Here is a 19830-nt window from a genome sequence, read left to right as displayed (position 1 = left end):
ATGATTAATAAACGATTATTGACATTGTTAGAGGGGAACTTATCACCGGTAAAAAAGACAGTCTTATTTCAATGGTGGGGACTGCTTGCAAATATCATCTTTAATGCGACGATTGCTTATACTTTAGCGACAGCCTACAAACAAGAATTAACGATGATCAAATTGATTGCTGCGATTTTGATTATTTTATTCATGATGGGGCTGCGATTTTACTGTAGCCAAAAAGCAACGATGGCAGGGCATGAAGCCGCCTTGGGGATTAAAAAAACTTTACGTGGAAAAATTTATAATAAAATTTTAGCGTTAGGCATGCATTATACAGACTTTTTTTCAACCAGTAAAGTCGTTCAGATGAGTATGGAAGGGGTAGAACAGTTGGAAATCTACTTCAGTAAATATTTACCTCAGCTCATTTACAGTCTGCTTGCTCCCCTTACTTTGTTTATTCTTTTTTGTTTTATCAGCTTTAAAACAGCCCTTTTACTTTTGCTATGTGTTCCCTTAATCCCATTATCCATCGTAGCTGTGCAGAAGTTTGCGAAAAGACTGCTATCTCGTTATTGGGGGGCTTATATGCAGTTAGGTGACAGCTTCTTAGAGAATTTGAGAGGATTGACAACATTAAAGGCTTATCAGGCAGATGAAAGAAAAACAAAACAGATGGATGAAGAAGCGGAAACGTTTCGTAAAGTAACTATGAAAGTTTTAACGATGCAGCTAAATTCTATTTCCGTAATGGATTTAATTGCTTTTGGTGGCGCTGCCTTAGGCATTATTCTGGCTATCTTTGAATTTCGCAGTGGACGTATTTCTTTAATAGGGATGCTGCTGATTATTCTGTTGTCTTCTGAGTTTTTTATTCCTCTGCGTTTGTTAGGATCATTTTTCCATATCGCAATGAATGGAATGAGTGCCAGTGAGAATATTTTTAAAATTTTAGACCATCCCTTAGATAAAAAAGGAGAATTAACACTAGATTCCAGTGAGAATATTGACATAAAAGCCGAACATGTTTCATTTGGCTACCTTGAAGAAAAGCAAGTGCTAAAAGATATAAACTTTACTATACCCGCTCGTTCATTTGCCAGCTTTGCAGGCGTTTCTGGAAGCGGGAAAAGCACGATTGCCAATATTTTAGCGGGACATCATCGCCACTATCAAGGGAGCATTCAGCTAAATAAAAAAGAATTATCCGATATTAATCAAAGAGATCTTATGGCATGCATCACCGTTGTGAATGGTGATGGTTATCTTTTTGCCGGGGATATTGCTTATAATCTGCAAATGGGGAATACGGCCATTACCCAAGAGAAAATGTGGGAGGCCTTACGTGAAGTGAAATTGGACAGCTTTATTAAAGCGCAGGGAGGATTAAGCATGCCGGTACTTGAAAAAGGGAGCAATCTTTCCGGCGGACAGCGCCAAAGGTTGGTTTTAGCAAGAGCTTTGCTTAAAGATTCCCCTATCTATATCTTTGATGAAGCCACTTCTAATATTGATGTTGAAAGTGAAAATGCGATTATTAAAGTCATCGAAAAGTTAAGAAAGCGTAAAACGGTCATCATGATTTCCCATCGTTTAGATAATGCGATCCATGCGGATCAAATCTACATGCTAAAAGAGGGGGGAATCGTTGAACAAGATACACATGCCCATTTATATCAGTTAGATGGAGAATATGCACGGGTTTATAAACAACAAGAAGCCTTGCTGAATGGTTTAAGAAAGGAGACAGCCTATGAATAGAAGTGCTTTTACTATTATGAGAAAGTTAATTGGTTTAGTCTTTCCTTTATTGCATATCATGCTGGCAGCCATCTTGTTTGGGGTCATCGGTTATCTTTGTGCAATCTTTATCACGATTCTTTCTGCTATGGCTGTTTTAAAGGGAATGGGAATGGCTGTTCTTATGTCTTTTGAACATCTTTTAATTCTGATTGGTCTATGTGCATTATCCAGAGGAATTCTGCGTTACATCGAACAAGCTTCCAATCATTATATTGCCTTTAAATTGCTGGCTTTGATCAGACATCAGGTATTTATGAAATTGAGAACATTAGCCCCGGCGAAACTAGAAGGCAGAAACAGTGGCGATTTGGTCTCATTAATTACCAGCGATATCGAACTGTTAGAAGTATTTTATGCACATACCATCTCACCGATAATGATTGCCATCTTGGTTTCACTGATAATGATTGGATTTATCGGACAATATCATGTTTTTTTAGGTGTTATTGCTGTGTTAGCCTATCTTACTGTCGGAGTATTCTTACCTTTGCATTTTGGCAAAAAAGGAAGAAATGCCGGACAACGTTATCGTGATCGCTACGGTAAAATGAATGGTTTTATCTTGGATAGTTTACAGGGAGTTAAAGAAAGCATCCAGTATAATCATGAGCAGTGTCGTTTAGCGGAAATGAATCAAGGCATGGAAAATATTGAACAGGATCAGACCCAATTAAAAAAATTAGAAGCGAAGAGTTATGCAACCAGTGATGTGTGTGTCTTGCTTTTTTCTTTGCTGATGATGGTTAGTGGGATCTTGCTTTATCAAGTTGAAGCTGTTTCTTTTATCGGACTTGTGGTTTGCACTATTGCGATGATGTCCTCATTTGGACCGGTAGTGGCATTAAGTAATTTATCCAATAATCTGCATCATACTCTAGCGAGTGGAAATCGTTTGTTAGAACTGCTTGAAGAAGAACCGAAAGTAAAAGAAATTACAGGAGAGAATCCAATTCAATATGGTGAAATGAAAATCGAAGATGTTTCTTTTAGCTATGATTTAGAAAAGATTGTTGAGGATGTAAACTTCGTCCTGCCAAAAAATAAAATCATCGGTATTCACGGTAAAAGCGGCAGCGGCAAGTCGACCTTGCTTAAATTGATGATGCGTTTCTTTGAAGTGGACAGTGGGCAGATTGTTTTAAATAATCGCTCTTTAAATCAAATCAATACCCATGATTTACGAAATATGGAAGCTTATGTTATACAGGAAACATACCTGTTTAATGATACATTGGCAAATAATATTGCTTTGGCTAAACCAGATGCAACACTTGAGGAAATCAAGCTGGCAGCAAAAAAAGCGTCGATTGATGCATTTATTGAGTCTTTGCCGGAAGGCTATATGAGTAAGGCAGGAGAACTGGGAAGTCAATTATCACAAGGACAAAAACAGCGTATCGGCATTGCCAGAGCTTTTCTTCATCAAGCGGACATTATTTTATTAGATGAACCAACAAGTAACCTCGACAGCTTAAATGAAGCCGTTATCTTGAAAGCTTTAAAGGAGGAAAGTGAAGGGAAAACCATTGTTTTAGTTTCGCATCGTGATTCGACAATGAACATTGCAGACGAGGTGTTTGAAATGAATGCCGGACAGCCATTACCTCGATAAGACAATCTCTGTTTTCTATCACACAATCATACCATATTTATCGGATATACTTGAGCAGTATCTGAAAGGAATGAAAATATGGAAAAACAAAACAAACACTTTTCAAAATTAACCATTTTATTTTATGTATTCGCTATCCTGACATTTATTTATTGTATTTTTAGTATTTATAAATCTTATGAATATGTGAACGCTCTTGTTAAGGCAGGGCAATTAACTATCAGCGGTAATATCGGGGATGTCATACAATATTTTGTCGATAATAGTTCTGCTTATCTTTTCTATGGATTGGGATTTGGAGCTTTTGGTTATCTGATCCAATTATTAAAAAATAAAGAAGAAACAGATTTGTTAACATCATCAGTTGATTTTACTTCGATTGAAGCGGAGGAAAATGACGCTCTTGAAGATGATGATTTTGAAGAAGAGGAAGAAGCGGATTTAACCGTTGAAGTAACAGCAAAAGAAACTGACGAGTAGTCAGTTTTTTCATTCCAACAAACAATAGTTATTCTTTAAAATAAAATTAAAATAGGGTATAATGGTCTAAAAGCGGGGTGTCTGTGATGCAGGAAGTCGATATTATCTATAATCTATTATCTTTTATAAATACATCTAATCGGGAAGATATGAACTACACTATTGCCCTGACTGTTTTACAAAATCTAAATAAAGTACCAAGCTGCAGTGTGAACGAGCTGGCAGATATGTGTTATACCTCGATTGCTACAATCAGCCGTTTCTGCAAATATTTTGGCTGTGAATCGTTTATTCAGTTTAAGCAGGAAATTCGTGACGGGTTAGTGAAAGCAAAAGCGGAGCTGTGTTTTGATCCGGCGGAAAAAGAGGTGCTGCTTAAAGAACCGCAGCAGTTAGTAAAAAAAGTTTACGATCTTACGATTCAGTCTCTAATGATGAACGTTAATATGAATATTCATGAAGTAGATCGAATTTGTTCTAAAATTTATGAAGCAAAAAAAGTACACTTTTTTGGGTATCAGTTTTCAAAAGTGGTAGCCAGTGATATTCAAATGAAATTCATGAAGCTGGGAAAATTTATTTATTCCTTCAACAGCCGCGGTGAAGAAGATTTAAAATATCGTGTTGTGGATCAAGACAGTTTAACGATTATTCTTTCTGTATCGGCAAACAGTGATCAAATTAAGGAGATGATCCAATGCTTAAGAGAGAAGGGCGCTGCTTTGCTTTTGATTACCTGCAATCGTGAATCACCGGTGTTAGACAGCGTTGATGAATATTATTTTATTGATGGATTGGAAAGTGATTTTACAGATTCTTCATTATCGGGGAGCATTAATTTTTTAACGGCTTTAAATGTGGTCTATATACGTTATGGGATGCTTTATCAAAAAAACGGGTAGCCGTTTTTTTGTTTTCCTAATCTATTTGATTTCTTTTAGTAAAATAAGATGAAGTCTAAGAGGACAGCAGTAAAACCGAATTAAGAAACACACTATAAAAAGTTTCATGTTCTGGTAAACGTTTTCAAATTTTGCAAAAAGATATCAATTTTCCTGTAATAAGGTATACTCCTATTGTGGACGGGGATCCAGATAATATTGAGGAGGAAGATAAATGGAAAAGAAACCTGTAAAAATCGTTACAATTGGTGGAGGAAGTAGTTATACTCCAGAACTAATGGAAGGATTTATCAAACGTTACGAAGAATTACCAATCAAAGAAATTTGGTTAGTAGACTGTGAAGCTGGTAAAGAAAAATTAGAAATCGTTGGTGCAATGGCGCAACGTATGTGGGATGCAACTCCATATGGTGTTAAAGTTCATTTAACTTTAGATAGAAGAGAAGCTTTAAAAGATGCGGATTTCGTAACTACACAATTCCGTGTTGGTTTATTAGATGCACGTATCAAAGATGAAAGAATCCCATTCTCTCATGGTATGTTAGGTCAAGAAACTAATGGTGCCGGAGGTATGTTCAAAGCATTCAGAACAATCCCTGTCATCTTAGGAATCGTTGAAGATATGAAAGAATTATGCCCTAATGCATGGTTAATCAACTTCACTAATCCATCTGGAATGATCACTGAAGCAGTTATCAAACACGGTGGATGGAAAAAATGTATCGGATTATGTAACGTACCAGTAGGTGCTTTATTAAGCGAACCACCAATGTTCGGATTAACTGAAAGAGAATGTATCCATCAATTCGCTGGTTTAAACCATTTCCATTGGCATAAAGTAACTGATGCTCAAGGTAATGATTTAACTGACAAAATCATCGACAATATGTACAAAGATGTTGAAGATGGAACACCTGCAAACATCCATGATGTTAAATTCTTAAAAGATCATTTGAAACAAGTTCAAGTTATTCCTTGTGGATACCATAGATATTACTATATGCATGATGAAATGTTAAAACATGGTATTGAAGAATTCAATACAATCGGTACTCGTGCTCAACAAGTAAAAGTAACTGAAGCTGAATTATTCGAATTATACAAAGATCCTAACTTAAACTACAAACCAGAACAATTAACTAAACGTGGTGGAACTCACTACTCAGATGCAGCTTGTGAATGTATCAACTCTATCTACAATGATAAGAGAACTCACATGGTTGTAAGTACACAAAACAATGGTGCAATCACTGATTTACCATATGACTGTATCGTAGAAGTTTCAGCAATCATCTCTGGTAAAGGGGCTATGCCTTTAACTTGGGGTAAATTTAATCCATCTGAAAGAGGTTGGGTACAAATCATGAAAGCTATGGAAGAATGTGTTATCGAAGCTGCCATCACTGGTAACTACGGTTTAGCTTTAGCTGCATTCGAAATGAATCCACAAGTTGAACATGGTGCAATCGCTAAAACTGTATTAGATGAATTATTAGTAGCTCATGAAAAATACTTACCACAATTCGCAGATAAAATTGCTGAATTAAAAGCAGCTGGTGTTGCTTCAAAAGATCCAGTAGTTATGGATTTAATGGTTAACGGACACTAATATAATGAACAAACCTTGCCTAGGCAAGGTTTTCTTTTATCATGAGCGCTAAAATCGAAGTTGTCTTTTTTTAGATATTTATGGTATCATTAGATTAAGGTGGTGGTAGCAGTGACAATTAAAGAAGTAAGTGAGAAGTTCGGTCTTTCCAGTGATACGCTGCGTTATTATGAAAAAATAGGATTAATTGAGCCGGTGGAAAGAAACAGCGGGGGAATCAGAAATTATCAAGATAAAGATTTAGCGCGTATTCAATTTTTAAAATGCATGCGTATTTCCGGATTGAGCATTGAAATGCTTAAAAAATACATTCATTTATTTCATGAAGGGGATCAAACAATCGCACAACGTAAAATGATTTTAGAACAACAGCGCCATGAACTGTTAAGCAAGATGCAGGAATTACAAGATTCACTGGATCATTTAGATCATAAGATAGAAACTTATGAAACAAATTTAGTACGATTGGAAAAAGAAATGGCACTGAAAAATTAAATGGAGATAGGTTTTATGCCTATCTTTTTATTTGCGTGCTATAATGGAATGAGAGGAGGGAAATCAGGATGGTTATAAAAAAAGAAGTCATGATTACACCGTTTCAACTGCCGCGTATGCTGCATATTTATTTACCGAAACATTATGAAGAAAGCGGCGAGCGCTATCCTGTCATGTATATGTATGACGGACATAATCTTTTTCATGATGAGGATGCTACTTACGGAAAATCATGGAAAATGGAAGAATATTTGGACTATATGGAAACAAAGTTGATTGTTGTAGGAATAGAGTGTAATCATGAAGGGAATGAGCGGTTGAACGAGTTTTGCCCGTTTGATGTTGATCATCATCATTTCGGAAAGATCATCGGCAAAGGAGAAGGGTTTATGGATTGGGTCGTAGAAGAACTGAAGCCTATGATCGATACATTGTATCGTACACAGCCCGATCGTGAGCATACGGCAATCGGCGGCAGTTCGATGGGAGGATTAATGGCATTGTATTCCGCCGCAAAATATAATCACTATTTTTCTAAAGCCGCAAGCTTATCTCCGGCAGTGAGTTTTTGCTATAAACAGACAAAAGAAATGATCAGTCAGTATCAGATCGACCCTAAAACCTATGTGTATATTGATTGGGGAAGCGATGAATCAAGAAATAAGCAGCAGCTGACATATGCTACCAGCCGTAATCTTGAAATTGCCCATCTTTTTGATAAACAGGGGGCTTCTGTTTATCCGCGAATTATTATTAATGGCAAACATAATGAAGAAACTTGGGAACAACAGGTGCCGATCTTTATTGATTATTTATTTGGCAAATAAAAAAACATCCGCAGATGTTTTTTTGTTTTTATAGTTATTTAATGATAATTCCTTCCGTTGGACCACCGGCAGCATTTGATTCATCTGTATCAATATGCATCGCGGTTGCATAACTAGGGCTTACGCGGCAAACAACATCACCAAAAGTAAGGGATCTTCCGTTTGTTTCCACTTGTACGCTAACGATTTGCTTATCGGCAACACCGAATTTTTCTGCATCTTCCACAGTTAAATGGATATGTCTTTTTGCGGCGATAACTCCAAAAGGAATTTCGATTTCCCCTTTAGGTCCGACTAATTTGCATCCTTGAGTACCTTCTAAGTCACCTGATTCACGAACTTCTGCTTTTAATCCGATTGAACGTGCATCGGTCAATGAAATTTCAACTTGAGTATGATCTCTGACAGGTCCTAAAATACTTACTCTTTGCATTTCTCCTTTAGGTCCGACAATCGTTAATCTTTCTTCACAAGCAAATTGTCCCGGCTGAGAAAGTTCTTTCTTTTTAGTTAATTCATAACCTTCTCCAAATAGAGCGGCTAATGCCTTTTTGCATACATGAATATGACGTGCTGAAGTTTCTACAATAATTTTTTCTGCCATAAAATATCTCTCCTTTATACAATCTTATTTTACACTATTTCGCCTGATGTTCAATCCTTTTGCATTAAATTATGAAAACTTTTTTATAATCCTGCGAAAAAATTATTGATGTTAAAATTTTAACAAGTTTCAGCATATTTTAACAGTTTTCTAATTTTTATTTTTTCTTATGTAACTAGGATAATAAGCTCAAATTTGTTATAATAATAGTAAGAGGTGGGGATAATGGACAATTTTTTTGACATGATAACATTACCAAGCATCATTACTTTTTTGCGGTTTGGTTTAGATTTATTTTTAGTTTGGATTTTATTCTATTATTTGATCAGCATTGTACGTAAAAATTTGCGTACGTTACAGATATTTAAAGGGATTCTTATTATTTTAATCGTTAAATTATTAACGACAGCCTTGAATTTAAAAACATTAGGTTATTTAGTCGATACGGTGTTGATGTGGGGGGCGGTAGCGTTGTTCATTATCTTCCAGCCGGAAATTCGTGCAACGTTGGAAAAAATCGGGAAAGCTAATCTTTCGGCACCGGTTCGCAGTACCATGGATACGGCTAAGAAGCATTATATCCTAGATGAGGTGACAAGAGCGCTGCAGTTCTTTTCAACTAACCGAGTTGGGGCATTGATTTCTTTTGAATTAAATCAATCTTTAGAGGATTATATTACTGCCGGAACGCAGATTCATGCCGATATCAGTTACGAGTTAATTCTTACGATCTTCTATGAAGGTACCGCACTGCATGATGGCGGAATGATTATTCAAGGAGATAAAATTGCTTGTGCCAGTGCTTTTTTTGAACCGACAACCCGAGAATTAAGTCCGATTTATGGGGCTCGTCACCGTGCCGCTTTGGGGTTAAGTGAAGTCAGTGATGCGCTAACGATTATTGTTTCTGAAGAAACTGGAAATGTATCTTTTGCAAAAAACGGAGAGCTAATTCGTATCCCATTAGTTGAACTTTGGGATCGTTTGGCTAAGGAATTAGGTTGGGAAGATACAATAAAGGAGGGAAAATAACATGGCAGATGAGAAAAAAGATAAAAAAACATCCGAAGGCTCAACTGACTTTTTCCTAAACTTTATGAAAAAACGTCGCGAACAGGAACCTAAAAAAGAAGAATCTCAAGAAAAAGAAAAACGTGCACCTTTAAAAAATACGGTGTTGGATAGTGTCTATGCGATTATTGATGCAATCAATCATGTGATTGAAGGCATTTTGATGGACGATCGAAAATCAAAGTGGCTTTCTTTAGTCATGGCAGCCATTTTGTTTATCACGGTGAATGGATCTTCGATCACCGCAACAACGGAGCGCACAGTCGAAGATGTTCCCGTAAGTATCGTAAATCTCGATGAAAATTATGCAGTCACCGGAATGCCGGATAAAGTAACGCTGAAGCTGACGGGGAATGTAGTGAATTTACAGTCGGCGGTTTATAAAGGGGATTATTCTGCATATATTGATTTTAATGGCTATAGTGAAGGAACATACACCATGGATATTAAAGTCAAGGGACTTTCAGGCGGAATTACGGCAGTGGTATCTCCGGGCAGTGCCAGTGTCACTTTATCTCCAAAAGAATCGCGTGTCTTTGCATTAAGCTATAAATATATTAATGAAGATCAAAAAGATGCGAAATATGTTTTAGAGCCGCCGGTATTATCAAAATCAGAAGTAACTGTGACAGCGGGAAGAGAAACTTTAGATGCGATTAAATATGTGCAGGCGGTCATCGATGTTAAACAGGTGAATGCGTCGTTTACTCAAAAAGCGACAGTAAAAGCATTTGATGAGTATAATAATGAATTGACCGTTGATGTAGAGCCGGCAACAGTCGATGTGAGTGTCAGTGTGACTTCTTCAAGTCAGCAGGTACCGGTGAAAGTGAATCGAGTAGGAACGATGGATGACAGTTTAGCGATTGCTTCTATTACGCCTTCCGTCACGACAGCTATGATCTACGGGGCAAAGGAAAATTTGGAAAATGTCAAAGCAATCTATGCTTCCGTCGATGTTTCACAGATTTACGAGAATAAGGAAGTCTATGGCATACCGATCGAATTGCCGTCAGGGGTGAATAGTGCTTCTATTGATACGATCAATGTCAGCATTGTCGTAGAAAATCGAATCAGCAAAACGATTAATGACGCTGAAATCAAAGTACTAAACAACACAGCGAATCGAAAAGTGGATTTCAACAGTGTGATTACGGTAAGTGTTTCCGGTGCCGCTTCAAAGATTTATGCTTTGGATAGTTCGGTAATTCAGGCTACGATTGATATTAATGGATTGGAACCGGGAGAATATGAAATTCCAGTCACGTTGAAATCAACCGATTCTCTGTTGGATATCACACTGTTAAGTGAAGAAAAAGTAAAAGTGAAAATAGAGTAGTGAAGACTACTCTATTTAATTTCACATATTTCCACACATTATTGCAATAATGTGCTTATATGTTTTTAATAAAGTATAAATGAGGTGAGAATATGAAATACCGTATCAATATTATAGATGATGAAAAACAATTAAATGATTTAGTGAGAACCTATTTGGAAAAAGAAGGGTTTTATGTCTATTCTTTTTATACTTATGATGAAGCTTTATTGCATATTGAAGATGATGTGCATTTATGGATCGTGGATATCATGTTGGATAAAGAAAGCGGATTTGAGCTGTTGAACCAAATTAAAGCAGTAAAACCGGATATGCCGATTGTCTTTATGTCGGCAAGAGATCAGGAATTAGATCGAATCATCGGTCTGGAAAAAGGGTGTGATGAATATATTACCAAACCATTTGCCCCTAAAGAAATGGTGCTGCGAGTACATAATATTTTAAAACGTGTTTATAAGAATAATCCGTTCTTAATTTCTATTGACGGCTATCTAATCGATGAGGTAAAGCGTAAGGTGCTAAAAGATGACGAGGAGATTGATCTTACGACAAAAGAATATGATTTGCTGCTGTTCTTTTTAAAGAATCGTTCATTGGCAATTTCTCGTGAGCAGATTTTATCAAAAGTATGGGAAGAATTCTATTTTGGCAGTGACCGTGTGGTAGATGATACATTGAGAAGATTAAGAAAGAAGATGCCAAACTTAAATATTAAAACTATTTACGGCTTTGGATATCGTTTAGATTAATGAGCAAACGTTTAAGCTTGCTTCAGCAGCTGGGCTTATTGGTCATGGGAATCTTACTGCTGATCATCTTTGTGGTATCACCTTTGATCAATCGCAATCTAAATAATTTAATCAGCAGTCAGATGTTTGAAACAATTCAAGCGAATCAGCTGGATTATTTAAAAGACTATTATAACCCTTATGATAAAGGGAAAGAGAAGCAAGTCTATCATATTACCCGAAGAATCGTGAATGATGCGATCCAATGGGAAGCGATTCCGCCGTTAACAGTAATGACAACGCGCGATATGGTACAGGAACTGTTTTCTAAAAATGTAGCAGAACAGAGCGAAACCATTGAAAATTACATTGCCGAATACCGGGGACAAAAGATTTATTATACGATTACAAAATTAGCAGATGATGGCAGTTATATTATTTCTTTTGTTTATAATGACTATTCGACAGAACTGCTGAACTCCATTAAAAATGAATTGGTTTATGTGCAATATATCGTCTTATTTATCGTTGCATTAATTATGACCATCTGGGTATTTACCTTTATCAAGCCGCTGCAAAAAATAAAAAATTATATTGAAACGATAAAACGCGGTGAAAAAGGAACGCTGGATATCGAAAGAAATGATGAGATTGGTCAAGTATCGATGGCTTTGGTGGATATGAAAAATGAATTGGATCAGCAAGAAAAGTTGAAAGAAGAGTTTATGCATAATATTTCGCATGATTTAAAAACACCGATTGCAGTCATTAAAAGCTATGCGGAAAGTATGAAAGATGATATTTATCCTTATGGAACTAAAGAATCCTCATTGGACGTTATTTTAGAAAACACAGAACGATTAGAAAACAAGGTGCAGTCTTTCCTTTATTTGAATCGATTAGATTATATAAATCAAGATGAACTGATCTTAGAAGATGTGAATATGAATGAGCTGATCAGTAAGATTAAATCGCAATTAGATGTCAGTGATGAAATCATTACGGTAATTGAAAACACGGAAGCGTTAATCTTTAAAGGACAAGAAGAACACTGGCGCAATGTGTTGGAGAATATTATTGAAAATGCCAAACGCTATTATCATCATCAAATTATCATTACGATTGATGAATCCGGTATTTCGATTTTTAACGACGGACCGACAATAAGCACAAAACTGCAAAAAGAAATATTTAAGCCTTATTCAAAAGGGGAAAAAGGCAACTTTGGACTGGGATTATCGATCGTAAAAAAAGTAGTGGATATGTATGGCTATACAATTCAAGTGGAAAATATGGAAAATGGAGTTACTTTTAAAATTAAAAATAGATAATGATTTGAATTATCTATTTTTTTTATGAATTTGTTTTAAAGAAATGACATCTTTGGTATAATAAGACAATGAATGGAGTGTTAATTATGTCATTGGAAAGAATAAAGGAACTAACAAAATTATTAAACCAATATGGTTATGAATACTATGTTTTAGATAATCCTACTATCAGCGATCAAGAATATGATCGATTAATGCAGGAATTAATGGCATTGGAAGAAAAATATCCGGAGTATTTATCACCGTCATCGCCAACACAGCGAGTAGGGGGCGTGGTCTTAGATGCTTTTAAAAAAATAACGCATACAAAAAGTATGTTGTCACTAGGTAATGTTTTTTCAAAAGAAGAATTGATTAATTTTGATCAACGTATTCAGGAATCTCTTCAAAAGCCGGTGGAATATGCTTGCGAACTTAAAATAGATGGACTAGCTGTTTCTTTAGTTTATAAGTTAGGTGAATTAGATTATGGAGCGACACGAGGTGATGGAACGACCGGTGAGGATATTACCCATAACGTCAAAACGGTGAAATCCATTCCTTTAACGATTCCTTATAAGGGAGACTTGGAAGTACGTGGTGAAATCTTCATGCCTAAAAAATCATTTAATGAGTTAAATGAATTACGTAAAAAAGATGGAGTAGAACTCTTTGCTAATCCTCGTAATGCTGCCGCTGGGAGCGTACGTCAGTTAGATTCTGCCATTGCCGCACAGCGCAAATTAGATGCGTTTTTATATATGGTGCCGGATGCTTTGGATTATGACTGTATCACGCATTATGATTCTTTGCAGTGGATTGCTTCATTAGGCTTCAAAACGAATCCACATACGCGCGTGTGTCAAACCATCGAGGAAGTTTGGGCATACATCGAAGAGTACAGTGCAAAACGCAGTGAACTGCCTTATGAAATTGATGGAATTGTCATCAAGGTAAATGATATCGAACTGCAAAATCAGTTAGGCTATACAGTAAAGGTTCCTAAATGGGCAACCGCTTATAAATTTCCCGCAGAAGAAGTGATAACCAAACTTAAAGATATTGTATTTACAGTAGGAAGAACAGGACAAATCACACCGAATGCGGTTTTAGAACCGGTTCGTGTAGCCGGAAGTCTTGTTCAGCGTGCTTCTTTACATAATGAGGATAACGTTGTATCAAAAGATATTCGTATCGGCGATTATGTGGTGGTCAGAAAAGCCGGAGATGTTATTCCGGAAGTGGTACGTCCGGTGATTGAACGCCGTGATGGCAGTGAAAAGAAATTTGAAATGACAAAAGTCTGCCCAAAATGTGGAGAACCTGTTTCTCGCGAAGAAGATCAGGCTGCTTATTTCTGCCACAATCCGCATTGTGATTCAAAGAAGATTGAAAAGATCATTCATTTTGTTAGTCGAGATGCAATGAATATCGATGGACTGGGTGAAAAGATTGTGGAACAGTTCTATAATCAAGGGTTTATTAAAAATATTGAAGAAATCTATTATTTAAAAAACCATGTCAATGAAATTATCGAGTTAGACGGATTCGGTCAAAAATCAATGGATAATCTTATTGAAGCCATTGAAAAAAGCAAACAAAACTCATTAGAAAAACTGCTGTTTGGTTTAGGGATTCGCGGTGTTGGTGCGAAAATGGCAGAAGTGTTAGCCGCTCGTTTTAAGACAATGGAAGCATTGATGGAAGCAAAATATGTAGAACTCATCAACATCAACGATGTCGGTGAAACGATCTGTGAGGCAATCTTAGACTATTTCAGAGAAGATGAAAATAAGGCCTTGATCCGTCAGTTGAAAGAACTGGGATTAAATATGACCTATTTAAAGGAAACAAATTTCAGAGACGATACACCATTCTCTAATAAAACGGTAGTTGTAACGGGAACGCTGGAAAAGTACAATCGAAATGAGATCAAAGAACTGCTTAAACAGTTGGGCGCTAATGTCACGAATAGTATTTCTAAAAAAACAGATTACTTAGTTTGTGGTAAAGATGCCGGGAGCAAATTAGAAAAAGCTGAAAAAATTGGAGTACAAGTGATTACAGAAGAAGAATTTGAAAGGATGGTGTCAGAATGAAGAAAAGTATAATCTGTTTATTAGTGCTTAGTTTTTGCTTAACAGGGTGTAAGAAGGTAAAAGATACCATCGATAAAGAAACATCGGCGGAAAGTGCTGTTGCCAATTCATTTGACAATACCTATTATAATACGATCAATACGAATGGCAGTGCGATTCGTGAGACGATTTATAATGACCTTTCCAGTAACCAAAATGATTATAATACGATTGGGAGAGGACTTCAGATCCTTTCCCTGGATTATTTTTCCAATAAAGATCATTATTTAAAAGAGGGAAGTCATATTTCGGCAGATGATTACAGCAATCTATTGGGACGAAGTGAATATTCCATTCAGATTCCTAAAGGAGAAACCGTCGATGGTGTCAGTGATCCGGCAATCTTTGAATCGCTTGTCCAACAAGAATACGTTAAAAAGAATGGCGATCAATATACATTATCGGGAATTTCCATTGCAATCGCGATATCCCCAGATGCTGAAGTGAACGGTGTGACAAAAGAGTTTACACAAGAAAACCTCATTCGTTACTCCAAAGAAGCAATAGCAAAGACGTACAACTACTTTGCCAGTCAATATGAAGATTTAGCGAATGTTCCTATTTTAGTCAGTGTCTATCAGTTGGCCAAAGCAACGGATGCAACGAGCGGAAAATTTATATTAAGCAGTTATTGTCAAGGCGGTGTTGGTGATATTAAAACTGTGGATATGGAAACCGTTGTATTTACCAGCGATCGCGCCAAAGAAATAGATAATGCACTGTCTAGCCAATTTGTATTATTTAAAGAAAAAATAAAAAATGCAGCGATTGATGCAACTGGAGTAGTTGGCTATGCGACTTACTTAAATGGAAAAATTATCAGTATGCGTATTGAATTCAGATTAAATACTAAGACGTTTACGGAAACAAACGCCTTGATGAACGTAGCGGCCAGTGAAATGGACAGCTGTTTTACAACGGAATTTGATATTACCGGTATTGTCTATGCGCAAAATCAATTACAGGGTTTTATCTTGAAAAAAGCCGGCGACAAAGCATACAGTCATACAATTTATTAGAGAGGATTTTAAATATGAACGAAACAGAAGAAATGTTGAAGGCATTAGGATTAAAAACAATGTTTGCAATCAGTGATGAAGAAATGCCGGCATTAGTAAAAGAATATGAAGTATTTATGAACCATGTAGAGGTACTGGATAAAATTGATACAACGGATGTCGATATCTTGGCGTTTCCTTATGAAATTGAAACTTCTTTTTTAAGAGAAGATTTGCCAAATCATGTGATCAGTATTGAGGATGCTTTGAAAAATGCACCTAGTGTGGAAGATCATCAAATCAAAATGCCAAAGGTGGTGGGATAATGTACGGACTGACAATTACACAGCTGCATGACATGCTGAAAAATAAAGAAATCGATATTAAAACTTATTATGAGCAGCTTTTTAGTGACACTAATGAGGTTCAACAGCGTTTAAATGCATTTGTTACTATAACTAAAGAAGAAGCACTGGCAAAACTGGATCACTTTCAGTTTGATGAAAACAATTGGTTAAGCGGCATTCCTTTTGTCGCTAAAGACAATTACTCAACAAAAGGAATTAAGACAACAGCATCAAGTCGTATGTTAGAACATTATGTGCCGATCTATAATGCACATGTTATTGATAAGTTAGCAAAAAAAGACTGTATCATGATTGGTAAGTCAAGCATGGATGAACTGGCAATGGGAGGGACGAACAAATCTGCCCTAACCGGACCGGTCGGTAATCCTTATGATGCAACTCGTATCGCCGGTGGATCGTCTGGTGGAAGTGCCGCAATCGTGGGAAGCGGATTAGTTCCGTTTGCTTTAGGCAGCGATACAGGAGATTCCATCCGTAAGCCGGCAGGATATTGCGGTGTCATCGGTTTCAAGCCGACATGGGGAAGAATTTCCCGCTATGGCGTTATTCCGTATGCCTCTAGTTTAGATCATGTAGGTGCATTCACACGCAGTGTAGAAGATATGGCAATTGTTATTGAAGCAATGAGTGGAAGAGATGAGCGTGACATGACTTCTTCAAATCGTCCGGTAGAAGCTTACTACGATCACTTAACGAGTGATATTCAAGATAAAAAAATTGCGGTGATTCAAAATATTTACGATCAAATATCAAATAGTGAAATTAAGGAAAATTTTGATCACATCATCGATCTTTATAAAAAAATGGGATGCACGGTTGATTTTGTAGAGTATGACGAAACGTTATTGAAAGCGATGCTGCCAACATATACAATCATCGCTAACTCAGAAGCAACAAGCAACCATGCCTGCCTGGACGGAGTAAAATATGGAACAAGAGTCGATGCGGCTACTCCGGATGAAGTGATGATTGCTTCACGCACCAATGGTTTTGGAGCACATATTAAACGTCGCTTTATTTTAGGAAATTTAGCACTGGCTACCCAAAACCAAGAAAAGATGTTTAGAAAAGCACAAAGAGTACGACGACTGATTGTTGAAGAACTAAATAAAATTTATGAAAATTACGATGTAATTTTAGGACCTACAGCAGGACATGTCGCTGCGAAGATCGAAGAGGAAGAAACGGATCGTCTGACTGATGAATATTTGATCTTAGAAAACCATTTGGTATTAGGTAACTTTGCAGGAACCCCTAGTTTGACTTTGCCATGTGGATTTGTTGACGAAATGCCGATTGGAATCAATATTATGGGTAAATTATTTGAAGAACAAACGGTGCTTAATGCTGCTTATGCACTGGAAAAAGAATTAGGATTAAAAAATAAATATGCAAAGGGGGAAGCATAATGAATTTTGAAGTCATCATTGGATTAGAAGTCCATTGCGAATTAACTACACAATCAAAGATGTTTTCTGCTTCACCTGTTACCTTCGGACAAGCACCAAATACAAAAGTAAATGAAGTGGATTTAGGAATGACCGGAACAATGCCGGTCTTAAATAAAACAGGCGTTGAATATGCAGTTCGTGTTTGTCATGCTTTGAATATGGAAATCGATGAATTGCTTCGATTTGACCGTAAAAATTATTATTATTCTGATTTACCGAAAGGATTTCAAATTACACAGGATCGTTTTCCGATCGGACGTAACGGAACAATGGAAATCGAAGTTGACGGTAAAAAGAAAACAATTGAGATCGAACGTTTACATATGGAAGAAGATACTGCAAAACAGCTGCATTTCGATGACCATACACTGATCGATTACAATCGTTCCGGGATTCCTTTGATCGAAATTGTCACAAAACCTAATATTCGCAGTGGTAAAGAAGCCGCCGCTTATTTAGAAAAACTGCGCTCTATTTTCCTTTATACAAAAGTTAGTGATGCCAAAATGGAAGAAGGTTCGATGCGTTGTGATGTCAATGTTTCTATTCGTCCGTTTGGAAGTGATAAATTCGGAACCCGTACGGAAATTAAAAACTTGAATTCAATTTCCAATGTTCAAAAAGCAATCGAATTTGAAGTCAGCCGACAAGAAAAAATCTTGCTTCAAGGCGGAAAAGTTTTGCAAGAGACACGCCGTTATGATGAAGGATTAAAAGAAACCGTCTTGATGCGTTCAAAAGGGGATGCTGTAGATTATAAGTATTATCCGGAACCTAATATTCTGCCAATTCGTTTGGATCATCAATGGGTATTGGATATTAAAGAAGCTTTACCGGAAATGCCGGAGGAACGTATCAAACGTTATGTTGAAAAATATCAACTGCCTAAAAATGACGCTAAAATCTTAGTGGCAACAAAAGAAATTTCTGATTATTATGATGAAGCGATCCGATATACTAAGGAATATAAATTAGTCTGCAACTGGCTGTTGGGAGAAACGATGGCCTATTTAAACAAATCCAATACGACAATTGAAGCGATTAAAATGATTCCTAAATGCTTAGCGGAAATGGTGAATTGTGTTGTTGATGAGACGATTTCCAGCAAACAGGCAAAGAAAGTATTTGACTTAATGATGGAAACAGGTAAAGACCCAGAGACGATCATAGAAGAAAATCACATGAAACAGATTTCTTCTGTAGATGAAATCAGAAAGATTGTTTGCGATGTACTCGATAAAAATCCACAGTCGATTGAAGACTATAAGAATGGAAAAGATCGTGCCGTAGGATTCTTAGTTGGCCAGATTATGAAAGTGACCGGCGGGCAAGCAAACCCGGGTATAACGAATAAGGTATTGATCGAAGAATTAAAGTCGAGATAATAACTTTTCTATACTTATTGATAAATTTTTGATACAATAGCGTTAAGAGGGTGAAAAAATGAGTGATAGTAATAAAAAACAACTTCGACATGCCAGATCAGAAGATTCAAAACATGTAGATGACAATACATCAGCACCAAGAAGAAGACGTGCGAAAGAAAGTAAAGGGAAACGCAAATTTAAGCCGATTTATATTATTCCTATCGTGTTTGTCGTTTGCTGTTTAGGATTTGCTTATTATATGTTTAGTTCTTTGAATACGAAAGGGCCGGTTTACGGTCAGCGCTGCTCAAGCGGTATGACATTGGATCTTTCTAAGATGACTGAAGCACAAGAGAAGATCAGTCAGACAGAGGGGATTTCTTCGGTTAAAATCAGTTCGGATTGTCTGATCATTAAAATGGAATTCAAATTTGCAGAAGACGTTGCATTGGAAGATGCTAAACAAATGGTTATTGATGCAACTCATGTCTTTGATGAAACTATGGGGTATCCTAAAAATTCAGAAGAAGATGCTTATTCTAAAATGTTATCGGTGGATGGTGACAGACGCCAGTATGATTTAGAAATCGTTTTATATGGGGGACAAGAAGGATTCCCTGCTTATGGAACGAAGCAATATCGAAATAACGAGATTACCTTTACAGATGCCAACGCTAAAGATCAAGCTTTAGCCGATAGTGTTGTAGCAGGACAAAATAACGAATAAACGAGCGTTGCTCGTT

At 36.7% G+C, this 19830-nt stretch carries 18 protein-coding genes; 17 read left to right on the top strand and 1 reads right to left on the bottom strand.

From position 1 onward, the window contains the following. The 7 genes from BN1225_RS08465 to BN1225_RS08435 all read left to right on the top strand — a co-directional run bounded on the left by BN1225_RS08465 (position 1) and on the right by BN1225_RS08435 (position 7713). Positions 1 to 1746 (top strand): ABC transporter ATP-binding protein/permease, encoded by a 1746-nt coding sequence (locus tag BN1225_RS08465; RefSeq protein ID WP_041139370.1) that lies wholly within the window; start codon positions 1 to 3, stop codon positions 1744 to 1746. Next, positions 1739 to 3400 carry an amino acid ABC transporter ATP-binding/permease protein gene (locus BN1225_RS08460; protein WP_041139369.1) on the top strand — a complete coding sequence of 554 codons (1662 nt, stop codon included), beginning with the start codon at positions 1739 to 1741 and terminating at the stop codon, positions 3398 to 3400. The genes BN1225_RS08465 and BN1225_RS08460 overlap by 8 nt, the downstream gene beginning before the upstream one ends. A gap of 78 nt (positions 3401 to 3478) precedes the next feature. Then, complete coding sequence (locus tag BN1225_RS08455) at positions 3479 to 3880, top strand: hypothetical protein (protein WP_041139368.1); 402 nt, start codon at positions 3479 to 3481, stop codon at positions 3878 to 3880. Positions 3881 to 3966: 86 nt separating this feature from the next. Further along, positions 3967 to 4782, top strand: a complete 816-nt coding sequence (locus BN1225_RS08450; protein WP_041139367.1) for a MurR/RpiR family transcriptional regulator — start codon at positions 3967 to 3969, stop codon at positions 4780 to 4782. A 214-nt stretch (positions 4783 to 4996) separates the two neighbouring features. Beyond that, positions 4997 to 6391, top strand: coding sequence for a 6-phospho-beta-glucosidase (locus tag BN1225_RS08445; RefSeq protein WP_041139366.1), 1395 nt, complete (start codon positions 4997 to 4999; stop codon positions 6389 to 6391). A 111-nt stretch (positions 6392 to 6502) separates the two neighbouring features. After that, positions 6503 to 6886, top strand: a complete 384-nt coding sequence (locus BN1225_RS08440) for a MerR family transcriptional regulator (protein ID WP_041139365.1) — start codon at positions 6503 to 6505, stop codon at positions 6884 to 6886. Positions 6887 to 6954: 68 nt separating this feature from the next. Beyond that, positions 6955 to 7713 carry an alpha/beta hydrolase gene (locus BN1225_RS08435; protein WP_041139364.1) on the top strand — a complete coding sequence of 253 codons (759 nt, stop codon included), beginning with the start codon at positions 6955 to 6957 and terminating at the stop codon, positions 7711 to 7713. A 34-nt stretch (positions 7714 to 7747) separates the two neighbouring features. Here the strand turns inward: BN1225_RS08435 and BN1225_RS08430 are convergent, their stop codons facing one another. After that, the gene (locus tag BN1225_RS08430; protein ID WP_041139363.1) at positions 7748 to 8317 is read right to left on the bottom strand and encodes a phosphate propanoyltransferase; all 570 of its coding nucleotides are present in this window, start codon (positions 8315 to 8317) and stop codon (positions 7748 to 7750) included. Positions 8318 to 8542: 225 nt separating this feature from the next. On the opposite strand from BN1225_RS08430, the gene cdaA reads away from it, so the two are divergent. From cdaA to BN1225_RS08380, 10 genes are all read left to right on the top strand, one after another. Then, the gene (gene cdaA / locus BN1225_RS08425) at positions 8543 to 9349 is read left to right on the top strand and encodes a diadenylate cyclase CdaA (protein ID WP_041139362.1); all 807 of its coding nucleotides are present in this window, start codon (positions 8543 to 8545) and stop codon (positions 9347 to 9349) included. Position 9350: 1 nt separating this feature from the next. Continuing rightward, positions 9351 to 10727, top strand: a complete 1377-nt coding sequence (locus BN1225_RS08420; protein WP_041139361.1) for a CdaR family protein — start codon at positions 9351 to 9353, stop codon at positions 10725 to 10727. Between the two features lie 92 nt (positions 10728 to 10819). Continuing rightward, positions 10820 to 11476, top strand: a complete 657-nt coding sequence (locus BN1225_RS08415) for a response regulator transcription factor (RefSeq protein ID WP_041139360.1) — start codon at positions 10820 to 10822, stop codon at positions 11474 to 11476. Continuing rightward, positions 11476 to 12786 carry a sensor histidine kinase gene (locus tag BN1225_RS08410; protein ID WP_041139359.1) on the top strand — a complete coding sequence of 437 codons (1311 nt, stop codon included), beginning with the start codon at positions 11476 to 11478 and terminating at the stop codon, positions 12784 to 12786. The genes BN1225_RS08415 and BN1225_RS08410 overlap by 1 nt, the downstream gene beginning before the upstream one ends. An 86-nt stretch (positions 12787 to 12872) precedes the next feature. Continuing rightward, positions 12873 to 14864 (top strand): NAD-dependent DNA ligase LigA, encoded by a 1992-nt coding sequence (ligA, locus tag BN1225_RS08405; RefSeq protein WP_041139358.1) that lies wholly within the window; start codon positions 12873 to 12875, stop codon positions 14862 to 14864. Next, positions 14861 to 15922: a CamS family sex pheromone protein gene (locus tag BN1225_RS08400; RefSeq protein ID WP_041139357.1), complete on the top strand. Its 1062-nt coding sequence runs from the start codon at positions 14861 to 14863 to the stop codon at positions 15920 to 15922. Before ligA ends, BN1225_RS08400 begins: the two co-directional genes overlap by 4 nt. A gap of 14 nt (positions 15923 to 15936) precedes the next feature. After that, a complete protein-coding gene (gene gatC, locus BN1225_RS08395) occupies positions 15937 to 16227 on the top strand; it encodes an Asp-tRNA(Asn)/Glu-tRNA(Gln) amidotransferase subunit GatC (RefSeq protein ID WP_041139356.1) in 291 nt (96 codons plus the stop codon). Next, positions 16227 to 17678: an Asp-tRNA(Asn)/Glu-tRNA(Gln) amidotransferase subunit GatA gene (gene gatA / locus BN1225_RS08390; RefSeq protein ID WP_041139355.1), complete on the top strand. Its 1452-nt coding sequence runs from the start codon at positions 16227 to 16229 to the stop codon at positions 17676 to 17678. The genes gatC and gatA overlap by 1 nt, the downstream gene beginning before the upstream one ends. Beyond that, positions 17678 to 19105 (top strand): Asp-tRNA(Asn)/Glu-tRNA(Gln) amidotransferase subunit GatB, encoded by a 1428-nt coding sequence (gene gatB, locus BN1225_RS08385; protein WP_041139354.1) that lies wholly within the window; start codon positions 17678 to 17680, stop codon positions 19103 to 19105. The genes gatA and gatB overlap by 1 nt, the downstream gene beginning before the upstream one ends. A 58-nt stretch (positions 19106 to 19163) precedes the next feature. Continuing rightward, on the top strand, positions 19164 to 19814 hold the full coding sequence (locus tag BN1225_RS08380; protein WP_041139353.1) for a hypothetical protein: 651 nt from the start codon (positions 19164 to 19166) through the stop codon (positions 19812 to 19814). Positions 19815 to 19830 lie beyond the last annotated feature (16 nt).

Origin of the sequence: Beduini massiliensis (assembly GCF_000829905.1) — a bacterium.
GTDB lineage: Bacteria > Bacillota_I > Bacilli_A > Erysipelotrichales > Coprobacillaceae > Beduini > Beduini massiliensis.
The sequence above is the reverse complement of the archived record's forward strand: the minus strand, read 5'-3'. Positions and strand labels throughout refer to the sequence as shown.

Bases quoted from the DNA above. Each gene is read 5' to 3' on its own strand.
- gatB (WP_041139354.1), top strand. From the start codon at position 17,678: ATGAATTTTGAAGTCATCATTGGATTAGAAGTCCATTGCGAATTAACT.
- BN1225_RS08450 (WP_041139367.1), top strand. From the start codon at position 3,967: ATGCAGGAAGTCGATATTATCTATAATCTATTATCTTTTATAAATACA.
- BN1225_RS08435 (WP_041139364.1), top strand. From the start codon at position 6,955: ATGGTTATAAAAAAAGAAGTCATGATTACACCGTTTCAACTGCCGCGT.
- cdaA (WP_041139362.1), top strand. From the start codon at position 8,543: ATGGACAATTTTTTTGACATGATAACATTACCAAGCATCATTACTTTT.
- BN1225_RS08460 (WP_041139369.1), top strand. From the start codon at position 1,739: ATGAATAGAAGTGCTTTTACTATTATGAGAAAGTTAATTGGTTTAGTC.
- BN1225_RS08445 (WP_041139366.1), top strand. From the start codon at position 4,997: ATGGAAAAGAAACCTGTAAAAATCGTTACAATTGGTGGAGGAAGTAGT.
- BN1225_RS08410 (WP_041139359.1), top strand. From the start codon at position 11,476: ATGAGCAAACGTTTAAGCTTGCTTCAGCAGCTGGGCTTATTGGTCATG.
- ligA (WP_041139358.1), top strand. From the start codon at position 12,873: ATGTCATTGGAAAGAATAAAGGAACTAACAAAATTATTAAACCAATAT.
- gatC (WP_041139356.1), top strand. From the start codon at position 15,937: ATGAACGAAACAGAAGAAATGTTGAAGGCATTAGGATTAAAAACAATG.
- gatA (WP_041139355.1), top strand. From the start codon at position 16,227: ATGTACGGACTGACAATTACACAGCTGCATGACATGCTGAAAAATAAA.
- BN1225_RS08455 (WP_041139368.1), top strand. From the start codon at position 3,479: ATGGAAAAACAAAACAAACACTTTTCAAAATTAACCATTTTATTTTAT.
- BN1225_RS08400 (WP_041139357.1), top strand. From the start codon at position 14,861: ATGAAGAAAAGTATAATCTGTTTATTAGTGCTTAGTTTTTGCTTAACA.
- BN1225_RS08430 (WP_041139363.1), bottom strand. From the start codon at position 8,317: ATGGCAGAAAAAATTATTGTAGAAACTTCAGCACGTCATATTCATGTA.
- BN1225_RS08420 (WP_041139361.1), top strand. From the start codon at position 9,351: ATGGCAGATGAGAAAAAAGATAAAAAAACATCCGAAGGCTCAACTGAC.
- BN1225_RS08380 (WP_041139353.1), top strand. From the start codon at position 19,164: ATGAGTGATAGTAATAAAAAACAACTTCGACATGCCAGATCAGAAGAT.
- BN1225_RS08465 (WP_041139370.1), top strand. From the start codon at position 1: ATGATTAATAAACGATTATTGACATTGTTAGAGGGGAACTTATCACCG.
- BN1225_RS08415 (WP_041139360.1), top strand. From the start codon at position 10,820: ATGAAATACCGTATCAATATTATAGATGATGAAAAACAATTAAATGAT.